This is a genomic window from Dactylosporangium fulvum, from assembly GCF_025137375.1.
GTDB lineage: Bacteria > Actinomycetota > Actinomycetes > Mycobacteriales > Micromonosporaceae > Dactylosporangium > Dactylosporangium fulvum.
Genome location: NZ_CP073720.1, coordinates 3,435,473 through 3,453,087, shown reverse-complemented (window position 1 = coordinate 3,453,087; position 17,615 = coordinate 3,435,473). Strand labels below are relative to the sequence as shown.

Annotated in this window: 15 protein-coding genes; 3 read left to right on the top strand and 12 right to left on the bottom strand. The window is 70.6% G+C overall.

Annotated features, from left to right (window positions below):
• Window positions 1–123 precede the first annotated feature (123 nt).
• From Dfulv_RS15830 to Dfulv_RS15790, 9 genes are all read right to left on the bottom strand, one after another.
• Window positions 124–1,062, bottom strand: a complete 939-nt coding sequence (locus Dfulv_RS15830; protein WP_259863781.1) for an SDR family NAD(P)-dependent oxidoreductase — start codon at window positions 1,060–1,062, stop codon at window positions 124–126.
• Window positions 1,059–2,729: an AMP-binding protein gene (locus Dfulv_RS15825; RefSeq protein WP_259863780.1), complete on the bottom strand. Its 1,671-nt coding sequence runs from the start codon at window positions 2,727–2,729 to the stop codon at window positions 1,059–1,061. The genes Dfulv_RS15830 and Dfulv_RS15825 overlap by 4 nt, the downstream gene beginning before the upstream one ends.
• The gene (locus Dfulv_RS15820) at window positions 2,726–4,888 is read right to left on the bottom strand and encodes an acyl-CoA dehydrogenase (RefSeq protein ID WP_259863778.1); all 2,163 of its coding nucleotides are present in this window, start codon (window positions 4,886–4,888) and stop codon (window positions 2,726–2,728) included. The genes Dfulv_RS15825 and Dfulv_RS15820 overlap by 4 nt, the downstream gene beginning before the upstream one ends.
• The gene (locus Dfulv_RS15815; RefSeq protein WP_259863775.1) at window positions 4,888–6,024 is read right to left on the bottom strand and encodes a steroid 3-ketoacyl-CoA thiolase; all 1,137 of its coding nucleotides are present in this window, start codon (window positions 6,022–6,024) and stop codon (window positions 4,888–4,890) included. The genes Dfulv_RS15820 and Dfulv_RS15815 overlap by 1 nt, the downstream gene beginning before the upstream one ends.
• A gap of 86 nt (window positions 6,025–6,110) precedes the next feature.
• On the bottom strand, window positions 6,111–7,259 hold the full coding sequence (locus tag Dfulv_RS15810; RefSeq protein WP_259863773.1) for an ABC transporter substrate-binding protein: 1,149 nt from the start codon (window positions 7,257–7,259) through the stop codon (window positions 6,111–6,113).
• Window positions 7,260–7,351: 92 nt separating this feature from the next.
• On the bottom strand, window positions 7,352–7,714 hold the full coding sequence (locus Dfulv_RS15805; RefSeq protein WP_259863770.1) for a MaoC/PaaZ C-terminal domain-containing protein: 363 nt from the start codon (window positions 7,712–7,714) through the stop codon (window positions 7,352–7,354).
• A 47-nt stretch (window positions 7,715–7,761) separates the two neighbouring features.
• Window positions 7,762–8,886 carry an acyl-CoA dehydrogenase family protein gene (locus Dfulv_RS15800; protein WP_259863768.1) on the bottom strand — a complete coding sequence of 375 codons (1,125 nt, stop codon included), beginning with the start codon at window positions 8,884–8,886 and terminating at the stop codon, window positions 7,762–7,764.
• On the bottom strand, window positions 8,886–9,464 hold the full coding sequence (locus Dfulv_RS15795) for a MaoC family dehydratase N-terminal domain-containing protein (RefSeq protein ID WP_259863767.1): 579 nt from the start codon (window positions 9,462–9,464) through the stop codon (window positions 8,886–8,888). The genes Dfulv_RS15800 and Dfulv_RS15795 overlap by 1 nt, the downstream gene beginning before the upstream one ends.
• Window positions 9,461–10,654 carry an acyl-CoA dehydrogenase family protein gene (locus Dfulv_RS15790; RefSeq protein ID WP_259863765.1) on the bottom strand — a complete coding sequence of 398 codons (1,194 nt, stop codon included), beginning with the start codon at window positions 10,652–10,654 and terminating at the stop codon, window positions 9,461–9,463. Before Dfulv_RS15790 ends, Dfulv_RS15795 begins: the two co-directional genes overlap by 4 nt.
• A 110-nt stretch (window positions 10,655–10,764) precedes the next feature.
• Between Dfulv_RS15790 and Dfulv_RS15785 the strand changes: the two genes are divergently transcribed.
• Window positions 10,765–11,523, top strand: coding sequence for an enoyl-CoA hydratase/isomerase family protein (locus Dfulv_RS15785; RefSeq protein WP_259863763.1), 759 nt, complete (start codon window positions 10,765–10,767; stop codon window positions 11,521–11,523).
• Window positions 11,524–11,527: 4 nt separating this feature from the next.
• On the opposite strand, the gene Dfulv_RS15780 is transcribed toward Dfulv_RS15785, so the two are convergent.
• The 3 genes from Dfulv_RS15780 to Dfulv_RS15770 are packed head-to-tail and all read right to left on the bottom strand — an operon-like array spanning window position 11,528 to window position 14,952.
• Window positions 11,528–12,169 carry a hypothetical protein gene (locus tag Dfulv_RS15780; RefSeq protein WP_259863762.1) on the bottom strand — a complete coding sequence of 214 codons (642 nt, stop codon included), beginning with the start codon at window positions 12,167–12,169 and terminating at the stop codon, window positions 11,528–11,530.
• 37 nt (window positions 12,170–12,206) lie between these two features.
• Entirely contained in the window at window positions 12,207–13,421 is a 1,215-nt protein-coding gene (locus Dfulv_RS15775; RefSeq protein ID WP_259863761.1) for a thiolase family protein, read from the bottom strand.
• Window positions 13,414–14,952, bottom strand: a complete 1,539-nt coding sequence (locus Dfulv_RS15770; RefSeq protein WP_259863759.1) for a class I adenylate-forming enzyme family protein — start codon at window positions 14,950–14,952, stop codon at window positions 13,414–13,416. Before Dfulv_RS15770 ends, Dfulv_RS15775 begins: the two co-directional genes overlap by 8 nt.
• 57 nt (window positions 14,953–15,009) lie before the next feature.
• On the opposite strand from Dfulv_RS15770, the gene Dfulv_RS15765 reads away from it, so the two are divergent.
• Both Dfulv_RS15765 and Dfulv_RS15760 read left to right on the top strand, forming a co-directional pair.
• Window positions 15,010–16,665, top strand: coding sequence for an acyl-CoA mutase large subunit family protein (locus tag Dfulv_RS15765; RefSeq protein WP_259863758.1), 1,656 nt, complete (start codon window positions 15,010–15,012; stop codon window positions 16,663–16,665).
• Between the two features lie 27 nt (window positions 16,666–16,692).
• Window positions 16,693–17,544 (top strand): MaoC/PaaZ C-terminal domain-containing protein, encoded by an 852-nt coding sequence (locus tag Dfulv_RS15760; protein ID WP_259863757.1) that lies wholly within the window; start codon window positions 16,693–16,695, stop codon window positions 17,542–17,544.
• The last annotated feature ends 71 nt before the right edge of the window (window positions 17,545–17,615 follow it).

Here is a 17,615-nt window from a genome sequence, read left to right as displayed (position 1 = left end):
CTGCGCGGTCCGCGTCTCCACGGTCCTGATCGATCGGGACATCCGCATTGTGGAAGCGGTTTTCACGCTATCAACCTGGTCTTGCATGGTCAATAAACGGTTAATTCGAGTGAACAGAACCCGTCAACGACCGGCTGGGCCGCGACGGGCTTCTTGGGTTGGTCCCCACAGGTCGGCGGCCGCCGCGACCACGTCGTCGGCGGCATAGCCGTCGCTCAGCCGCCGCGCGAAGCGCGACTCAGCAAACGTCGCCGCGAGGGCCTGCGGCGTCCACCGGCCATCCGGGGCGTCGGCTGTCGCGGCCAGGACGGGCGGTGCCAGCACCCCGACCCGAGGGCCGTAGCAGATGAAGACGTTCCCGCTGACCGATGCGGCCGCGTCCGAGGCGAGATACACCACCAGCGGCGCGACATGCTCGGACGAGAGCCGCCTGGCGTCCTCGGGCCGGTCCGCGAAGATCGGCGAGGTCATGGCGGTCGCCGCCCGTGGACAGATCGCGTTGACCCTGACCCCGTACGCCGCGCACCCCTTCGCCGTGGACACGGTCAACGCCACGATTCCGGCCTTCGCCGCCGCGTAGTTGGGCTGACCGGCCGGCGCGTTGAGAAACGCCTCGGAGGCCGTGTTGACGATCGAGGCCCCGACGGCCCGCCCGGCCTTCGCCTCGGCCCGCCAGTACGCGGTGGCCCACCGCGTCGTGCAGAAGTGCCCCCGCAGGTGCACCCGCAGCACGTCGTCCCATTCCCGCTCGGACATCGTGAAGACCATCCGGTCCCGCACGATCCCGGCGTTGTTCACCAGCACGTCCAACCGGCCGAACACCCGCACCGCGGTGTCGACCAGCGCGCCGGCCTGTGCCAGGTCCGCGACGTCCGCGTGATCGGCGACCGCCTCGCCGCCGGCCGACACGATCTCGTCGACGACCTCGTCGGCGGCGGCGTCCACATCGTTCACGACCACACTCGCCCCCGCCGCGCCGAGCGCGAGCGCCTCGGCCCGGCCCAGCCCGCGGCCGGCCCCGGTCACGATCGCCACCCGCCCGGAGAGATCCACCGTGGTCACGACTCGCCTCCGTATCCCGATCCAGCCAGATCGAGCGCAACGGCCCGGCCGTGCCGCTCGAAGAGCATGTTCCACTCGGCGCGCGCGGACGCATCGAAGCGGCAAAATCCGTCGGCGGCCCGGGGACGCCACCACACCGGGTCGTCCACCTCCCAGCGCTCGGCGACGAGCACGCGTTTCCGGACCTTGTTCGTCGCCGTCATGGGAAGCGCGCGGGTGAGCCGGACAAAGCGGGGAATGCCCTTGGGCCCCAGGTCGGGCTGCTCGCGGAGCCACCGCTCAAACGCGGCGGGATCGAACGGCCGGTCGGCTCGCCAGTGCAAGGCCACCATGAGCTGGTCGCCAGCGGCGGGGTCCGGTACCGGATAGACGGCGAGGTTGACCACGTCCGGGTGGCGCTGCAACACAAGTTCGATCCCGGCCAGCGCCATGTTCTCCCCGTCCACGCGGGCCCAATCGCCACGTCGCCCGGCGAAGTAGAAACGGCCCTGCTCGTCACGGAAGGCCAGGTCCCCGGTCCAGTACCACCCGTTGCGGGTCCGTTCCCGTTCGGCCTCGGGATCGTCGTAGTAGCCCTCGAACGAGCCGAGACCGCCGGTGTTGACCAACTCCCCGATGCACTCGTCGGCGTTGCTGATCCGCCCGTTCTCGATCCGGGCCGGCGGGCATTCGCGCCCGGTGACCGGGTCCACCACCCGCTCCCCGCCGCTGCCTCGTCCCATGGCGCCCGGCGGGTCACCCGGGTCACGGGCGAGCGTCAGCCCGCCCTCCGTCTGCCCATAGTGGTCGAAGACCAGGCAGTCGAACCTGCGTCCGAAGGCGACGATGTCGCGTGCGGCCGCTTCGTTGCCGAAGACCGCCCGCAGGGTGCTGTCGGCATCGTCCGGGCGCTCGGGCTGGGCGAGGATGTAGCTCAACGGCTTGCCCACGTAGTTGGCGTACGTCGCGCCGAACCTGCGCACGTCGGCCAGGAAGCCGGATGCGGAGAACGACCGGCGCAGCGCCAGCGCGGCACCGGCGACGAGCGCGGGGGCGAAGCCGGCGATGATCGCGTTCGAATGGAACAGCGGCATGCAGATGTACGCGGTGTCCTCGGGGCCCAGCGACACCCGATCGGCGACCTTGTTCCCCCGCCGGACGATGGCCCCCTGCGAACAGCGCACCGCCTTCGGTTCGCCACTGGTGCCGGAGGTGAACAGGAGAAGGTACAGCGAGTCGGGGCGTACCGGCGGCGCGGACCCGGCCGGGTGGTCCGGGATGTCGATCCGAGTGGCATCCAGAACCGGTACGCCGAGGTCGATCCCGTCCAGCCGCGGCTGCAGAGCGGGCTCGGTGACCACGACCTGGCAGTCCGCGCGGCGGGCGTCCCGGGCCAGCCCCGCGGGTGAGCGGGTCGCGTTGAGACCGACGACCGTCGCGCCGCACAGGGCCGCCCCGCAGAGCAGGAAAATGTGCTCAGGCGTCGTGTCGAGCAGGGTACCGATGTGGAACGGTCCCGGCCGACGGTAGGACATCAGCAGATCGGCCCACCGGTGGGCCTGTGTCACCACCTCGTCCCAGGTCCAGGTCCGATCCTCGAAGATCAGCCCGGTCCGGTGGTCGCCGGCCCTGGCGAGAACGAGATCGCGTACGGTCGGCCCGTGCTCGCTTCGCTCCGGACCGGTCATGACCGTTCCTTGGGCAGGCCGAGCAGGCGCTCACCAATGACGTTGCGCATGACCTCGCTGGTCCCTCCTCCGATGCTGAGCCCCCGGGTATCCAGGAACGCGTGCCGCCAATGCCGCGCGTCGGCCCCGTCGGTAAGGGCACCGCGTCCAAGCAGTTCCAGCCCGAACGCGGCCACCTCCTGCCGGTGCTCGACGCTGATGAGCTTGCGCACTGTGGGGTCCGGGCCCGCCGACCCCTCCGACTGCGAGTGCGCCGCGCGGAGCCCGAGCGCCCGGACCGCGTACTCGGCCGCCGCGAGCCGGCCCAGCCGCCCCAGCACGGTGGCGTCGGGGTGGACCGAGCGCGCCGTGGCGAGGATCCGGTCGAAGCCGCCGTCGGAGAAGGCCATGGTGCTCATCGCGGTCCGTTCCGCCGCCAGAGCGAGCCGCACCAACCGCCACCCGTCGTCGACCTCGCCGAGCACCATCGCGTCGGGCACGAACACGTCATCGAGAAACACCTCGTTGAACCGTGTCTCGCCGGTGATCTGCCGCAGTGGACGCACGTCGATGCCGGGGGTACTCATGGCAATCGCGAAACAGGTGATCCCACGGTGGCGCGGGCCGCCGCCGGTCCTGGCCAGGCAGAGTCCCCAGTCGGCCTCATGCGCGCGGGATGTCCACACCTTCTGGCCGCTCAGGCGCCATCCACCCGCGACCCGGACCGCCCGCGTCGCCAGGCCCGCCAGGTCCGAGCCTGCCCCGGGCTCGCTGAACAGCTGGCACCAGCGCTGCTCGCCGGAGAGGATCGCCGCGATCATTCGTTCGCGCTGCGGGGAGAGCGTGCCGTCAAGCAGTACCGGGAGCACCCAACGGGCGATGCCGAGGTCGGGCGGTTCGATTCCGTACGCCCGCGATGCGGTGAGGATCTCGGCCGCTTCGCGTGGCCCGACGCCGCGACCCCACGGAGGTGATAGTTCCGGGACGATGAGTCCCTCGGCGGCGAGTGCCGCCCGGCGGTGCTCCGGGGCCACCGCCGCACACCGGCGTACCGCGGCCAACGCCTCGGTCTCGCCCTCCCCGCCGTCGCCCGCCAGGGGGGTCGGCTCGGGCAGCCCGCCGGTGAGGCAGCGGCGACCGAGGTCGACGGCCTCCGCCGGCCCGGCGGCCAGCCGCTGGTTCACGACCGCCCGCCGCAGGTGCAGGTGCACGTCGTGTTCCCAGGTGAAGCCGAGACCGCCCAGGATCTGCAGGCATGATCCGGCGCCGGCGACCGCCAGGTCCGGCGCGAGGACGGCGGCGGCCGTCACCGCCACGCCACGGCGCGGACCGTGCCAGCTCCGCGCCGCCTCCCAAACCAGGGCCCGGACGGTCTCCCGTCGCACGAGGAGATCGGCGCACCGATGCTTCACGGACTGGAAGGCCCCGATCGGCCGCCCGAACTGCTCGCGGCTCACCGCGTGGGCCGCCGCGGTCCGGGTACACCAGTCCAGGGTCCCGGCCGCCTCGGCCGCACAGAGCAGACCGAGTGCGTGGGGAATGGACGTGGAGAGCCCCACCGGCAACAGTCGGTCACGACCCTGGCTGGCGTCGACAGTGCCGCTCGCCATCGGCCGGGCACCATCGAATGCCGGCTCGGGGCGAGTGACGACCTCCCCGCGCCGCAGCAGCAGCCACCGCTCCCGATCCGCGAGCGCGCGGACGAGGAGCAACTCGGCGTCGGCCGGACCGACCAGCAGCGGCAGGTCGCCCCGCACGCGCAGCCCGCCGTCGGGGGTCGCAATGAGTCGCGGTGCGCCGTCCACCGCGACGGCCACCCGGGCCCGCCCCGAGCTGATCTCCTCGCACAGCGAGGCCGCCAGCGGATGATCCAGGTGGTCGGCGAGGGCGAGGGTGGCGAGCAGCCCGGCGAAGTAGGAACCGGTGGTGAGCGCGGCGGCGAGTCGCTCGACGACGATGATCAGGTCGAGCGGGTCACCTCCTCCGCCGATCGGTTCCGGCAGGTGCGCGGCCAGCAACCCGAGCTCAGCGAGGCCGCGAACGGGATCAGGCGCCGGCCCACCCGTCAGCGCGGCACGCGGAAGCTGCGGGCCCGCGTGCCGCCGCGTCCACCCGTCCAGCGCGCCGGCCAGCAGCTTCCGCTCCTCGGCGCGCGCGTTGTGCGGTGGGGCAGCGGACATTACAGCAGCTCAAGAATCGTACCGGTGGCGAGCGCACCGCCGGCGCACATGGTAATGAGGGCATACCTTCCGCCGCGGCGCTCCAGTTCGTGCAGAGCGCTGACGATGAGCCGGCTTCCGGTGCTGCCGACCGGATGGCCGAGGGCGATGGCACCGCCGTTGACGTTGAGCCGCTCCGGATCGGCGCCGGTGGCGCGCAGCCACGACAGCGCAACAGCCGCGAAGGCCTCGTTCACCTCGAAGATGTCGATGTCGGAGAGGCTCAGACCCGCCTTGTCGAGCACCGCCGCGGTCGCCTCGACCGGACCGTCGAGCAGGAAGTACGGGTCGGTTCCGACCAGTACATGGGCGCGCAACCGGGCCCTGGGCCGCAGACCGCGTGCTTCGGCCGCCGCCCGGTCCATCCACAGCACGGCGGCGGCCCCGTCGGACAGTTGCGACGACGTTCCCGCGGTGTGCCGGGCGTCCTCGGCCAGCGGGCGAAGTCCGGCCAATGCCTCCCGGCTCGTCTCCCGTAGTCCCTCATCACGGGTGACGGGCGCGCCCCCGGCCGGGTCCGGCACGGGGATCACCTCCCGGTCGAACCGGCCTTCGTCCCACGCGCGGCGAGCCAGCTGCTGGGAGCGTAGCCCGAACGCGTCGAGATCCTCCCGGGTGAGCCCGCGGCGTTCGACGATGCGTTCGGCGGCGACGTACTGGGTCGGCATGTCCCAGGGCCAGCCGGGTGGGCGTGGCGTCTGCAGGCCCGCGGGCTTGTTGCTGTGCAACGGGACGGTACTCATCGACTCGACGCCGCAGCCGATCCCTATTTTGATCATGCCGGCGGCGATGAGCGCCGACACCATCGCATTCGCCTGCTGGCCCGACCCGCACGCGCAGTCGACCGTGACGGCGGCGACGTGCGCGGGCAGGCCGGCGCCGAGCCAGGCGTTGCGCGTGACGTTGCTGCTCTGCTCGTTGGCCGTGGTGACACAACCGCCGATCAGCTGCCCGACGTCACCGGGATCAACGCCCGCGCTGCTCAATACGGCGCGCAGCGGTGCGGCGAGCAGATCGGCCGGATGGACCCCGGCGAGCCCGGCTCCCCGTTTGCCGATCGGGGTCCGCAGCGCCTCAACAATGACCGGCTCATTCATGTCATTCCTGCTCCTTGAGTACCGCGGGGACGCCCGGCGGGCGGACCGGAGTGCTGTCGTCACCGATCCGCCCGCCGGCAACCGCATCAGAAGGACGGCGCCTTGTAGGTACGGGCAAGCTCTTCGATCGGTGCCGGATCGAAGTCCTTGGCGACGTCATTGAGCAGCGAGAGGTCGCGCCAGGCGTCCAGCGTGATGTTGCCGGGGACGAGGCCGGCGGCCTTCAGCGGCTCGATTCCACGGTTGAGCGCGTCATCGGACGTGAACCCCAACGACGTCTGGGGGTAGCCCGGGGGCCGCGAGTTCTTCATCCGCTCCTGGACGATGGCGAGCGCCTTCTTGAACGCTTCCTGGTCGTTGTCGGCGGCGGGCTTGGATTCCGGGTACAGCTTGAGGGCGATCGCCGTGGCCTTGTCGGGCGCCGCGAGCGCGAACGTGTATCCCTTCAGGAGCGCACGGAGGAACCGCTTCAGGACATCCGGCCGCTCCTGGATCATCTTGTGCGTCGCGACGAGTGTTCCGGGCGGCAGCAGATCCTTGTCGAACTTGGTGTCGAGTCGGTGGGAGGGCAGGCCTGCGTTGGTGAAGGCGATGCCGTCGCTGTCGATGCCGCACCACGAGTCGATCTTCTTCGAGCGCAGTGCCTCCGCGACGGCCGCGAGCCCTGAGTTGATCGGTACCTGTTCGATCTGGTTCGCTGCGACGCCGTCGAGCCGAGCCGACTCCAGGCAGTAGATGGCCGTCCCCGTGCCGATCGAGGTTACGCCCATGCGTTTGCCTGCGAGGTCGGCCGGTGACTGAACGGGGCCGTTGTCGGGAACGTAGAGGCCGATGTTGGTGAAGGCGGTGAAGAACACCGACTTGGTAACTGGCTTCTTGCCCGCGAACACGACCTGGCTGAGCGTCGCCGGCACGCCGACGTCGAAGCGGCCCGTCTCCATCTGAGCCAGGGCGATCTCACTATTGGTCTGGCCGCTGGCCTGGATCGTCACGTCCAAGCACTCCTCGGCGAAGAAACCGAGTTCCTGTGGCACCTGGGCGTACCCCACGGAACCCAAAGTGACGCTCGCGGCGGCGAGAACGTAGTTGACCTTGTCGACGGACTTGCAATTCGCCGTGCTGCCCGCGGTGCTGTCCGCACCGCCTTTTCCGCAGCCCATGGCGCCGCCGGCGACCAGCACGAGGCAGATCAGTCCGCCTGCGGTACGCCAACGCCACCTTCGAGTCACGGTCATAACGATCACCTCCTCACTCCACATACTGGATGTGGCTTTCACATTGCAGAAGCTATGGGCGTCATGACAGGGGTGTCAAGGCCCCACTTTCCCTATTGACAGATCTGCAGCCGGGCGGACCCGCGAACATGGGCGCCGCGGTCGTTGCGGCCTTCGAAGCGCACGGTCACCGTCGTCCCGGCGTCCGCGGCAGTGCTCTGCACGACCTCGCCGGTGAGTCGCATGATGTCTCCCGGGTAGTTCGGCGCGCCGAGACGCAGGTCGATCTCGTGCAGCACCGCCCTCGGGCCGGCCCAATCCGTGAGGTAGCGACTCACCAGACCCGCCGTGGTCATGATGTTCATGAAGACGTCCGGTGAGCCCGCCCGCACCGCCGCGTCGCGATCGTGGTGGCCGGGGTAGAAGTCGCGCGAGGCGATTGCCCCGCACACGATCAGCGTGGTGGTGACCTCCACGTCCAGCACCGGCAGTTCCTGTCCCACTTGGGCGGTCGGCGTCCCCGTCACAACGCACCTCCTGGTCGGCTACGCGTGGCGAGAGACCGGCCCAACCCCGCCAGGTGCTCGGCCGCCGCACCGAGGGTGAACTCGAGCGTCTTGAACCTGAAGAAGTACCGATGCAGCTGGTAGTCGAGATCGATGCCCACCCCGCCGTGCAGGTGGTGGGCCGCGGAAATGATCCGGTGGCCGCCCTCGGCGGCCCAGAACCGCGCCACCGACACCGCGTCCCGGGCATCCTCCCCCTGGTCCAGCAGGTTGGCGGCCTTCCACATCGTCCAGGTCATCGCCTGGAGATCGATGAATCCGTCAGCCACCCGGTTGGCGACCGCCTGGAAGGAGCCCAGTGGGCGGCCGAACTGCCGCCGCCGGGTGGTGTAATCGGCGGTGAGCCGCAGCGCCGCCTTGGCCAGACCGCAGATCTCGGCGGTGCTCAGCACAAGGTGATGCAGCCGGGCCCGCTCGAGCAGCGCGATACCGGCCTCGCCGGCGAACACGTCCCCGTCGCGCAGCAGCGGCCCCTCCACCGCGACCCGGGCGCAGACGTCCACGCCACTGGTTTCCACCGGCTCCACGACCACCCCCGGCAACCTCGGCTGGAGCAGGACCGCGAACCGGGCACCATGCGGATCGACCGCGGCGACAAGCAGACGGTCGGCGATCGTGGCGTACGGCACCACCGGCAGGGTTCCGTGCGCTGTCCAGCCGCCCTCGACGGGTTTGAGTGCGATGGGTCGCACGGCCTCCTGCGCGCCCGCCACCGACGGGATCACCAGTGCCCGTCCCGCCGCGATCTCGGCGAGGAGCCGGTCGGGCCGCAGCGCCGCGGGCAGGCCGGCCAGCGCCAGGGCGGCGGCGAGTACCCCCGACAACGGCGCCGGGGCGACGCAGCGGCCGGCCTCCCACGCGACCAGGCCCGCTTCCACCACGCCGCGCGCGGCCCCACCCACGTCCTCAGGCAACGCGATCCCGAGCAGCCCCGCGCCGGCGAGCACTCGCCACAGCTCCTCGTCCCAGTCGGATCCGGACGTCTGCCGCGCGGCCAGCCGCTCGGGCGTGACGAGGTCACTGAACACCTGCCGGGCCAGCTGCGCCACCGCGGTCTGGTCCTCGTCGAACGAAAAGTCCATCACTCTCCCCGCTCACGCGGCCGCCGCGGCCGGAACCGCAGCGTCACGAAGTCGACCGAGCCGACCAACTCATCCGCGTCGTCGGTGTAGCGCATCTCGGTGGTGATGAAGTAGCCCTCACCGAGTGCCGTCGACTTCCGTGGCGAGATCGACCGGATCGTTGCCTGGTAGCGCACCCGTTCTCCGACCGTGAGATACCGGGCGATGCGCAGCGTGCAGCCGGTCGCCACCACGGAGGTGTAGCCGGCGTCCGCGAGCTCCGCGACCAGTTCCTCTTCGGCGTTGCCCGACTGCTTCGGACTGGGGCACCGCCGGTCGTGATGCGTCCAGGACTGGAGCATGGCCGGCGGAGCGACTGTCTGCCGGAACGGTCCCGTGCGGGCCCGGTCCGGATCGGTGTAGGCGGGGTTCCAGTCGCTCATCGCCTGGCACCAATGACGGATCATCGGTTCGTTGACGGCATCCGGGGCGACCCGGGGCGACCCACTGGTCCGGCCGACGAAGGTCAACAGGCGGGTGTGCAGCTCGTCCACCACCGGGCCACCGGAGGCCTCCGGCCCGCGGTTCGGCGCCGTCATGCCCGCACCGCCGAGTGCAGACGCCGATCGACCCTGGGCATCCCGAGGCCGGCCCTGGCCACGATCTCGCGCTGCACCTCGTTCGTCCCGCCCCCGAAAGTGTTGATCACGGCGCGGCGGTAGGCGAACTCCAGCGCTCCCCAAGGCGAGTGCCCACGACTCGTATCCGCGAGCAAGCTCTCCGGGCCCACTACCTCCATGAGCAGCCGGTAGACCCGCAGCACCGTCTCGGTGCCGAACACCTTCACCGCGGAGGCGTCCGCCGGGTCCACCTCGTCGCGGCCGACCTCCCACGCCATACGGCAGTTGAGCAGGTGCATCGCCTCGACGAGAGCGTGACTGCGGGCCAAGTTGTGCTGTACCCACGGAATGTCGATGACGAGGACACCGTCCCGTTCCGTGGTGCCCGCCCACGCCACGACCTCCTCGTGCAGCCGGACAGCCAGGCCGCCGAACCCCGCCATCGCGACGCGCTCGTGATTGAGCTGGGTCTGCATCAGCCGCCAGCCGTCACCCTCCTCGCCCACCAACCCGTCGCACGGCACGCGCACGTCCTGATAGTGGGTGATGTAGGTGTCATAGGAGGCGAGGGTGCGGATGGGGGCCGCACTGTAGCCGGGCGACGCGGTGCCGACGATGAACACCGAGATGCCCCGATGGTCCTGGGTATCGGGTTCGGTACGCGCGGCCAACCAGATGTAGTCGGCCGTGGCACCCCGGCTCGTGAAGACCTTGGTGCCGTTCACCACGTACTCGTCGCCGTCCCGGACCGCCCGGGTACGCAGCGACGCCAGGTCGGTACCTGCCTCGGGCTCCGTGTAACCGATCGCGAAGTCGATCTCGCCGCGCAGAATCGCCGGCAGGAACCGCTCCTTCTGCTCGGGGGTGCCGTAATCCATCAGGGTGGGCCCGACCGTGTTCAGCGAGATCATCGGTATCGGTGCGCCGGCCCGCTGCGCCTCGTCATAGAAGATGAACTGATCCATCGCGGGACGCCCCTGGCCGCCGTACTCCAGCGGCCAGCCGAGGCCGAGCCAGCCGTCCGAGCCGAGGCGGCGAATCCAGGCGCGGTAACGCGGCCCGTGATCTTCCCATCGCAGGTCGGAGAACTCCCCCTCCAGGTGAGTTCGGAAGTACCGGGAGAGTTCGGCACGCAGCTGTCGCTGCTCATCGGTGTACGTCAGGCGCATGTGGACCGGCTTTCGACGAACGGCCTATCGTTGTGGAAGTTAACTCCGTATTGTGGAAGTAGCTTAGGAAGCCGTGACCCAGCCGTCAACCACGGCGCAGAGGAGAACGCATGCACCGCACCTTCGATGAGTACCGCACCGCGTACCGTCACCTGACCATGCAGCGCCGCGACGGCGTGCTCGAGGTGCGCCTGCACACCGAGGACGGACCGCTGGTCTGGGGCGCCGGACCGCACAGCGAACTCGGCTGGGCGTTCCGGGAGATCGGCGGCGATCCCGGCAACCGGGTGGTGATCCTCACCGGGACCGGCACCGAGTTCATCGCCCGGCTCGACGACAGCTGGGTGGGGCCGATGACGCCGCAGAAGTGGGAGCGCATCTACACCAACGGCAAACGCCTGCTCGCCGCGCTGCTCGACATCGAGGTCCCGGTGATCGCGGCGGTGAACGGCAAGGCGACCGTCCACGCCGAACTCGCCGTACTGTCGGACATCGTGCTCGCCACGCCGGAGACGGTGTTCGCCGACGCGCCGCACTTCCGCTTCGGCACCGTGCCCGGGGACGGCGTGCACGCCGTCTGGTCAACGCTGCTAGGCATCAACCGCGCTCGCTACTTCCTGCTCACCGGACAGCGGCTCACCTCGCGCGAGGCGAAGGAGCTGGGCGTGGTCAATGAGGTCGTCCCCGCCGGCGAACTCCTCCCCCGCGCCCACGCGCTCGCCGAGGACCTCTGCCGGCAGGACGACATCACGCTGCGCTACACCCGGGAGGTGATGACCGAGCCGTTGCGGCGGCTCTTCGCCGAGCGGATCGGTCACGGCCTCGCCCTGGAAGGTCTCGGCGCCGCCGCTACCTGGCCCGCGGACTGACGCCTCACGCGGCATCCGGGTCGTGGTCCCCGACGGAGAGAGCGGGCGGCGGACGGTCCGGATCCTCCCGGTAGACCCAGTGCTGCTCGCAGCCGTCGTCCCCCTTCCACCGGCACCGGTGGACCTCGACCCGAAGCAGGTTCTCGTCGGCCGCCCGGTACCCCTCGAAGCACCCGGACTCGAACGCCCCCGTGTAGCGGGCGTTCTCCGGATGATCCTCGCTGTAGTAGACGCACTCACGGCGCCGGACCACACAGCGACCCTCGTCGTGCTCGGCGTAGAGCGCCGCCGCGTGCTTGGGTCCGCGGATGCTGTGCACCAGATCCTGGTACAGCGCCATCATCCGGGCGCTCCCCGCACCCTCCATGCCGTATGCCCGTAACAGCATCGCGTACCCGCGACCGCCGTACCGACGGCCGATCTCACGGGCGATCTCGGTGGCCTTCTCGACACCGACGACCTCCTCGGCGATGCTGTAGAACGTCTGGAAATTGTTCTCGATCTGCCGGCTCATGCTGTAGACGAGATGGTCCACGGTGAGTTCCTCGATCGGGATCTCGTACCGGTCCATCCGCTCCCGCTCCTGCGCCGTCAGCCGCCGCCCCGGGTAGAACAGCAGCGGATCGTTCGCGTACGGCTCCTGCATCCTTCGATCTCCTTCCGACACCGGAGCGAGTCCAGGCCTACTTCACCTCGCCGTCCGGGTGTGCCCGGACGAGCACCGCGTTGGCCTCGCCGATCCCGCCGCACATCGTCACCAGGCCGATCCCACCGCCGCGGCGGCGCAGTTCGGCGACGACCGTCATCACCAGCCGCGCTCCGGTGGCGCCGGTCGGGTGCCCGAGCGCGACGGCGCCACCGTTGACGTTGGTCCGCTCCCGCAGTTCGGCCGCCCGATCAGCATCGCCGCCGGCCAACCGCAGCGTGGTGACGAGAGGCACCGCCGCGAACGCCTCGTTGATTTCGATGAGGTCGACGTCGGCCAGGTCCACTCCACACCGATCCAGGACCCGCTGCGCGGCCACCGCGGGGATCGACGCGATCTGCGCCGGCGGCCCCGACACCGATGCGACCCCCAGCACCGTGGCGAGCGGGCGTAGGCCGCGCTCCCGGGCGACCCCGGCCGCGGCGACCGCGAGCATGGCCGCCCCGGTGCTGAGGCCCGGGGCGTTGCCTGCGGTCACCGTCGCACTGCCGTGCACGGTCGGCAGGGCGGCGAGCCGCTCCAGGGTGGTGTCCCGGCGCGGCGACTCGTCGGCACCGAGCGAGTACGGCCGCGCCGCGTCCGCCGGCGACCGGACCGGCGTGATCTCCACGTCGAACAGGCCCCGCTCGACCGCGCGGGCGCACCGCTGCTGGCTGCGCAGCGCCCAGCGGTCCTGCTCGGCTCGGCCCACCCCGTACCTGGCGGCCTCGTCGGCCGCCTGGACCGCTCGTGGCACCCCGGTGTGCGGGCAGGTGATCACGAGCTGATCACCAAGTTGGATGCTTCCCAGACGGTGCCCCCAACGCATACCGTCGATGAAGAACGGAACGGCGCTCAGGTTCTCCGCGCCGCCGGCGAGCGCGACATCGCTCTCCCCGCTACGAATTCCACGCGCGGTCAGGGCGAGTGCGGCCAGCGACGAGCAGCAGGCACGGTCGACGGTGTACGCCACGCCGTCCTCCGGGAGCCCCCCGCGCAGCGCCGCCTGCCGGGCAATCGAGCGATCAGAGCCGGGGAAGTTCACACCGAGGACGAGTTCGTCGACGTCCACACCGGCCAACCCGGCACGCTCCATTGTGGAGCGGATGGCGACCGCGGCGAGGGCGGGGATGGTGGCTTCACGCAGCGCGCCGCCGAACGAACCGATTGGCGTGCGCGCCGCCCCCACGATCACGACATCGCGATCAGACATGACGCTCCCGCCCCTGCCAGTACGGCTCCCGCAGCACCCTCTTGGCGATCTTCCCTGTCGATCCGCGCGGAAGTGCGTCGACGAACTCGATCAAGCGGGGTTTCTTGTATCCGGCCAACGTGGTGGCGCAGTGCTCGACCAGTTCCCGCTCCGAGGGCGTGGCTCCCGGCCGGCGGACCACGATGGCTTTGACCGCCTCCCCCCAGCGGTCGTCGGGTACCCCGATGACCGCGACCTCGGCAACGCCGGGGTGCCGCGCGAGAGCGGCCTCCACCTCGGCCGGGTACACGTTGTACCCGCCGCTGATAATCAACTCCCGCATCCGATCCACAATGGACAAATAGCCGTCACCGTCTCGCCGCGCCACGTCACCGGTGCGGTACCAGCCGTCCCGGAAGACCTCCCGGTCAGCTTCGGACCGCCCCCAGTAACCGGCCATCACGTTCGGACCCCGTACCCAGAGTTCGCCGGCCTGGCCGTCCGGCACATCCACCCCGTCCGGGCCGACGAGCCGCACCTGAATGGTCGTCACCTCGCGGCCCGCGGTTCCCAGCCGCGCACCGTTCGGGACGTGGTCCCGCGGCGGCAGCACCAGCACCGGGTGCGGCGCCTCACACGACCCGTAGACCTGGACGAAACGCGGCCCGAACACCTCGATCGCCTCCCCCAGCGTGGCGGGGGCGATCGGGGAGCCGCCGTATGTGATCGCCCGCAGCGACTCCGGGCCCTGCCCGCCCCGCCGGGCCACGTCGGTGAGTGCCGCCACCATCGTGGGGACGAGGAAGCTGTGCGTCGCGCGCTCTCGTGCCACGAGCGCCAGGAAGCGCTCCGGGTCCCAGGACCGCACCGGGAGGTTACGGCTGCCGCGGAGGAAGTGGGCGAGCACCTTCGATCCGCTGCCGTGCGCCATCGATCCCACGTGGAGCATCCCGTCGCCGGGCCGCGGGTCGATCTCGTCCGCGAGCATGTTCACGGTCGCCGCCAGCCGGCTGCGGTTCGTCGCGGTGGCCCCCTTCGGGCGTCCCGTCGTGCCGGAGGTGTAGAGCAGGAAGCTCGGCGCGTCGGGCGCGAGCGCCACGCCCGCAGGCCTGTCCACGGCCGCGGCGAGCGCTTCGTCGTAGTCGAGCCCGAGGCGGCCGGCGCCGAGCCGGATGAGGTGGCGCAGCTGTGGGCAGAGCGCCCGCAGTTCGGCCACGGACTCCTCCTCGGCGGCGTCGAAGACCAGGGTGTCGGCGCCGGAATCGGCGAGGATGAAGGCCCGCTCGTCGAGCGCCAGGCGGGTGTTGAGCGGGACCCGCACCCGGCCCGCCTTGGCGATGCCGAAGTCGATCTCGACCGACTCGAGCCGGTTCGGCAGCAGCATCGCGACCCGACCACCGGTCGCGCCGCCCAGGCCCACCAGCAGATTCGCCAGCCGGTTGGAGCGCCGCTCGACATCGGCGAACGTGGCCGTACGCTCGCCGTCGACCACGGCGGGCCGGTTGCCGAACCACGCCGCGGCGCGGGCGACCAGGGCATCGATCGTTACCATGTCGGACTCCCTGCACTAGCTGTGGACTAGACTTCCACAATATGACAACATCGGGAAGTGCCTCATGACCGATTGGCCGCGGCGGTCGCTCGGTGGCGGGACGACCACTGTGATCGCCTCACCGGACCGGACGACCGGACCGCCTCCGGGTTGCCCGTCGCGCCCCTGTACACCCCGCTCGACGTCGCCGACGGGCCGGACGAGCACCTGACCCAGCGTGGGCTCCCCGGCGAGTACCCGTTCACCCGTGGCATCCGGCCAGGCATGTACCGCGAGGGACTGTGGGTCATGGGCCAGTACTCCGGGCGAGCCTCACCGACCGAGACGAACCTGCGGATCCGCAGCCTGCTCGCCGGCGGGCAACAGGGCTTCTCCATTGCCCTCGACCTGCCGACCCAGAACGGGCTGGACTCCGACCACCCGCTCGCCGCCGGCGAGGTCGGCAAGGTGGGGGTGCCGATCGACACCCTCCGGGACATGGAGGACCTGCTCGACGGCATCCCGCTCGACCAGGTGTCCCAGATCCGGACCACTGCGAACGCCATCGGCCCGATCGCCGTCGCCCTGCTCGTGGCGGGCGCGGAGGCCCACGGCTACCGGCCGTCGGACTTCAAGGTGATGCTGCAGAACGACGTGCTCAAGGAGTACCTGGCCCGCGGCACGTACATCTTCCCGCCCCGCCGGGCGCTGGAGTTCACCGTCGACGTGATCGAGTACTGCGCCAGGGAACTGCCGCACTGGGAACCGATCGAGTTCTGCGGCTACCACATCCGCGACGCGGGCGGTTCGGCCGTACACGAACTCGCGATCGCATTCGCCAACGGGATCGAGTACCTCGACGCGGCCCTGCGCCGCGGCCTGCGACTGGAGGACTTCGCACACAACGTGTACCTCTTCCTCGCCGCACACATCGACCTGCTTGAGGAGGTCGCGAAGTTCCGGACGGCGCGGCGGATGTGGGCGCGACTCATGCGGGACCGTTACCGGGTCACCGACGAGCGCGCATGCGCGGCGAACATCTTCGTTTACACCCTCGGCAGCCTGCAGACCGCGCAGGAGCCGCTGAACAACATCGTGCGGATCGCCTACCAGGCCCTCGCGGCGGCATTGGGCGGAGTGCAGACGCTCGCCACGTCCTCCTACGACGAAGCCCTCCGACTCCCCGGGGAGCAGGCCGTCCGGGTCGCGCTACGGACCCAGCAGATCCTCGCCCACGAGACCGGGGTCACCCGGACGGCGGACCCGCTCGGTGGCTCGTACGCCGTCGAAGCGATGACCGACCGGCTCGAAGCGGCCGTCGCCGCGGAGATGGACCGCATCCGGGACAAGGGCGGAGCCCTGGCCGCACTGGAGTCGGGCTGGCTGCGTGACCAGCTCGACGACGAGGCGTACCGCCAGCAGATGGAGATCGAGGAGCGTCGTCGGACGGTCGTCGGCGTGAACCGCTTCGCCACCGATCAGGCGCCCGCCTTCGGCGAATTCGGGGCCGGCCCGGACGGCGACACCGAAGCCGAGCAGCGCGAGCGGCTCGCGAAGGTCAAGCGCGACCGGTCCGCGGGCGCCGTCGCCGACAGCCTCGCCGAGGTCGCGGCGGCGGCACGGCGCGGCGACAATACGATCCCATCGATCCTCGCTGCCGTCCGCGAGTACGCCACGGTCGGCGAGATCTGCGCGGCGCTGGCATCGGTATGGGGACGCGCCACCACGCGCTGATCACCTGACGTCTGATGGGAGTTCGAGGTGCCGATCGACATCACGGTCGTCGGGCGGGAGGGACCGACCCGGACCCACCGCTGGTCCGCCGCGGATACGCTGCTGTACGCGGTCGCGGTCGGCGCGGGCATGGATGACCCCACCAGGGAACTCGCCTTCACCACTGAGAACACCGCCGGTGTCCGGCAGCGGGTGCTGCCCAGCTTCGGCGTGCTGCTCGCCCATGCGCCGCTCCCCCGGCTGGGTAGCTACGACCCGGCCGGACTGGTGCATGCCGAGCAGTCCTTCACACTGTCCCGGCCGATCCCGACCGAAGGCACGGCGCAGGCCAGGACGCGGGTGACCGGTGTGTACGACAAGGGCTCCGGCGCGCTCGTCGTCACCGAATCCACCGCCACATGCCCCGATGGCGAGGTCCTCGTCACCGCCCGCAGTGCGGTCTTCATACGCGGCGAAGGCGCTTTCGGCGGCGAACGTGGCCCGCAGGACACCTGGCGGCTACCGGACCGCGCGCCCGACCGTGCCGTCACCTACCCGACCCGTCCCGAGCAAGCGCTGCTGTATCGACTCAGCGGCGACCGTAACCCACTGCATTCCGACCCGCAGTTCGCCGCCCGAGCCGGGTTCGACCGTCCGATCCTGCACGGCCTGTGCACGTACGGCGTGACCGGACGGGCTCTGCTGCACGAGATGGCCGGCTCCGATCCGGCACGCCTGCGCGGCATGTCCGGCCGCTTCACCGCCACCGTTTTCCCTGGGCAGAGCCTGACGGTGGAAATGTGGGCGCAGGAGAACACAGTGCTCTTCCGTACGCGCAGAGACGACGGGACCGTCGTGATGGACCGTGGCCGGGCGTGGGTCGAGAACACGAGAACCTGATTGGCTCACCGGTGGGCGCTCGGTCGCTTGGCGGGTCGTCCTTACGCCTGTGGCATGCTTACCTCGACGTT

Excerpts from the sequence above, each read along its gene's own strand:
- Dfulv_RS15825 (WP_259863780.1), bottom strand. The coding sequence starts at position 2,729 with ATGACCGGTCCGGAGCGAAGCGAGCACGGGCCGACCGTACGCGATCTC.
- Dfulv_RS15820 (WP_259863778.1), bottom strand. The coding sequence starts at position 4,888 with ATGTCCGCTGCCCCACCGCACAACGCGCGCGCCGAGGAGCGGAAGCTG.
- Dfulv_RS15815 (WP_259863775.1), bottom strand. The coding sequence starts at position 6,024 with ATGAATGAGCCGGTCATTGTTGAGGCGCTGCGGACCCCGATCGGCAAA.
- Dfulv_RS15810 (WP_259863773.1), bottom strand. The coding sequence starts at position 7,259 with ATGACCGTGACTCGAAGGTGGCGTTGGCGTACCGCAGGCGGACTGATC.
- Dfulv_RS15800 (WP_259863768.1), bottom strand. The coding sequence starts at position 8,886 with ATGGACTTTTCGTTCGACGAGGACCAGACCGCGGTGGCGCAGCTGGCC.
- Dfulv_RS15795 (WP_259863767.1), bottom strand. The coding sequence starts at position 9,464 with ATGACGGCGCCGAACCGCGGGCCGGAGGCCTCCGGTGGCCCGGTGGTG.
- Dfulv_RS15790 (WP_259863765.1), bottom strand. The coding sequence starts at position 10,654 with ATGCGCCTGACGTACACCGATGAGCAGCGACAGCTGCGTGCCGAACTC.
- Dfulv_RS15785 (WP_259863763.1), top strand. The coding sequence starts at position 10,765 with ATGCACCGCACCTTCGATGAGTACCGCACCGCGTACCGTCACCTGACC.
- Dfulv_RS15780 (WP_259863762.1), bottom strand. The coding sequence starts at position 12,169 with ATGCAGGAGCCGTACGCGAACGATCCGCTGCTGTTCTACCCGGGGCGG.
- Dfulv_RS15775 (WP_259863761.1), bottom strand. The coding sequence starts at position 13,421 with ATGTCTGATCGCGATGTCGTGATCGTGGGGGCGGCGCGCACGCCAATC.
- Dfulv_RS15770 (WP_259863759.1), bottom strand. The coding sequence starts at position 14,952 with ATGGTAACGATCGATGCCCTGGTCGCCCGCGCCGCGGCGTGGTTCGGC.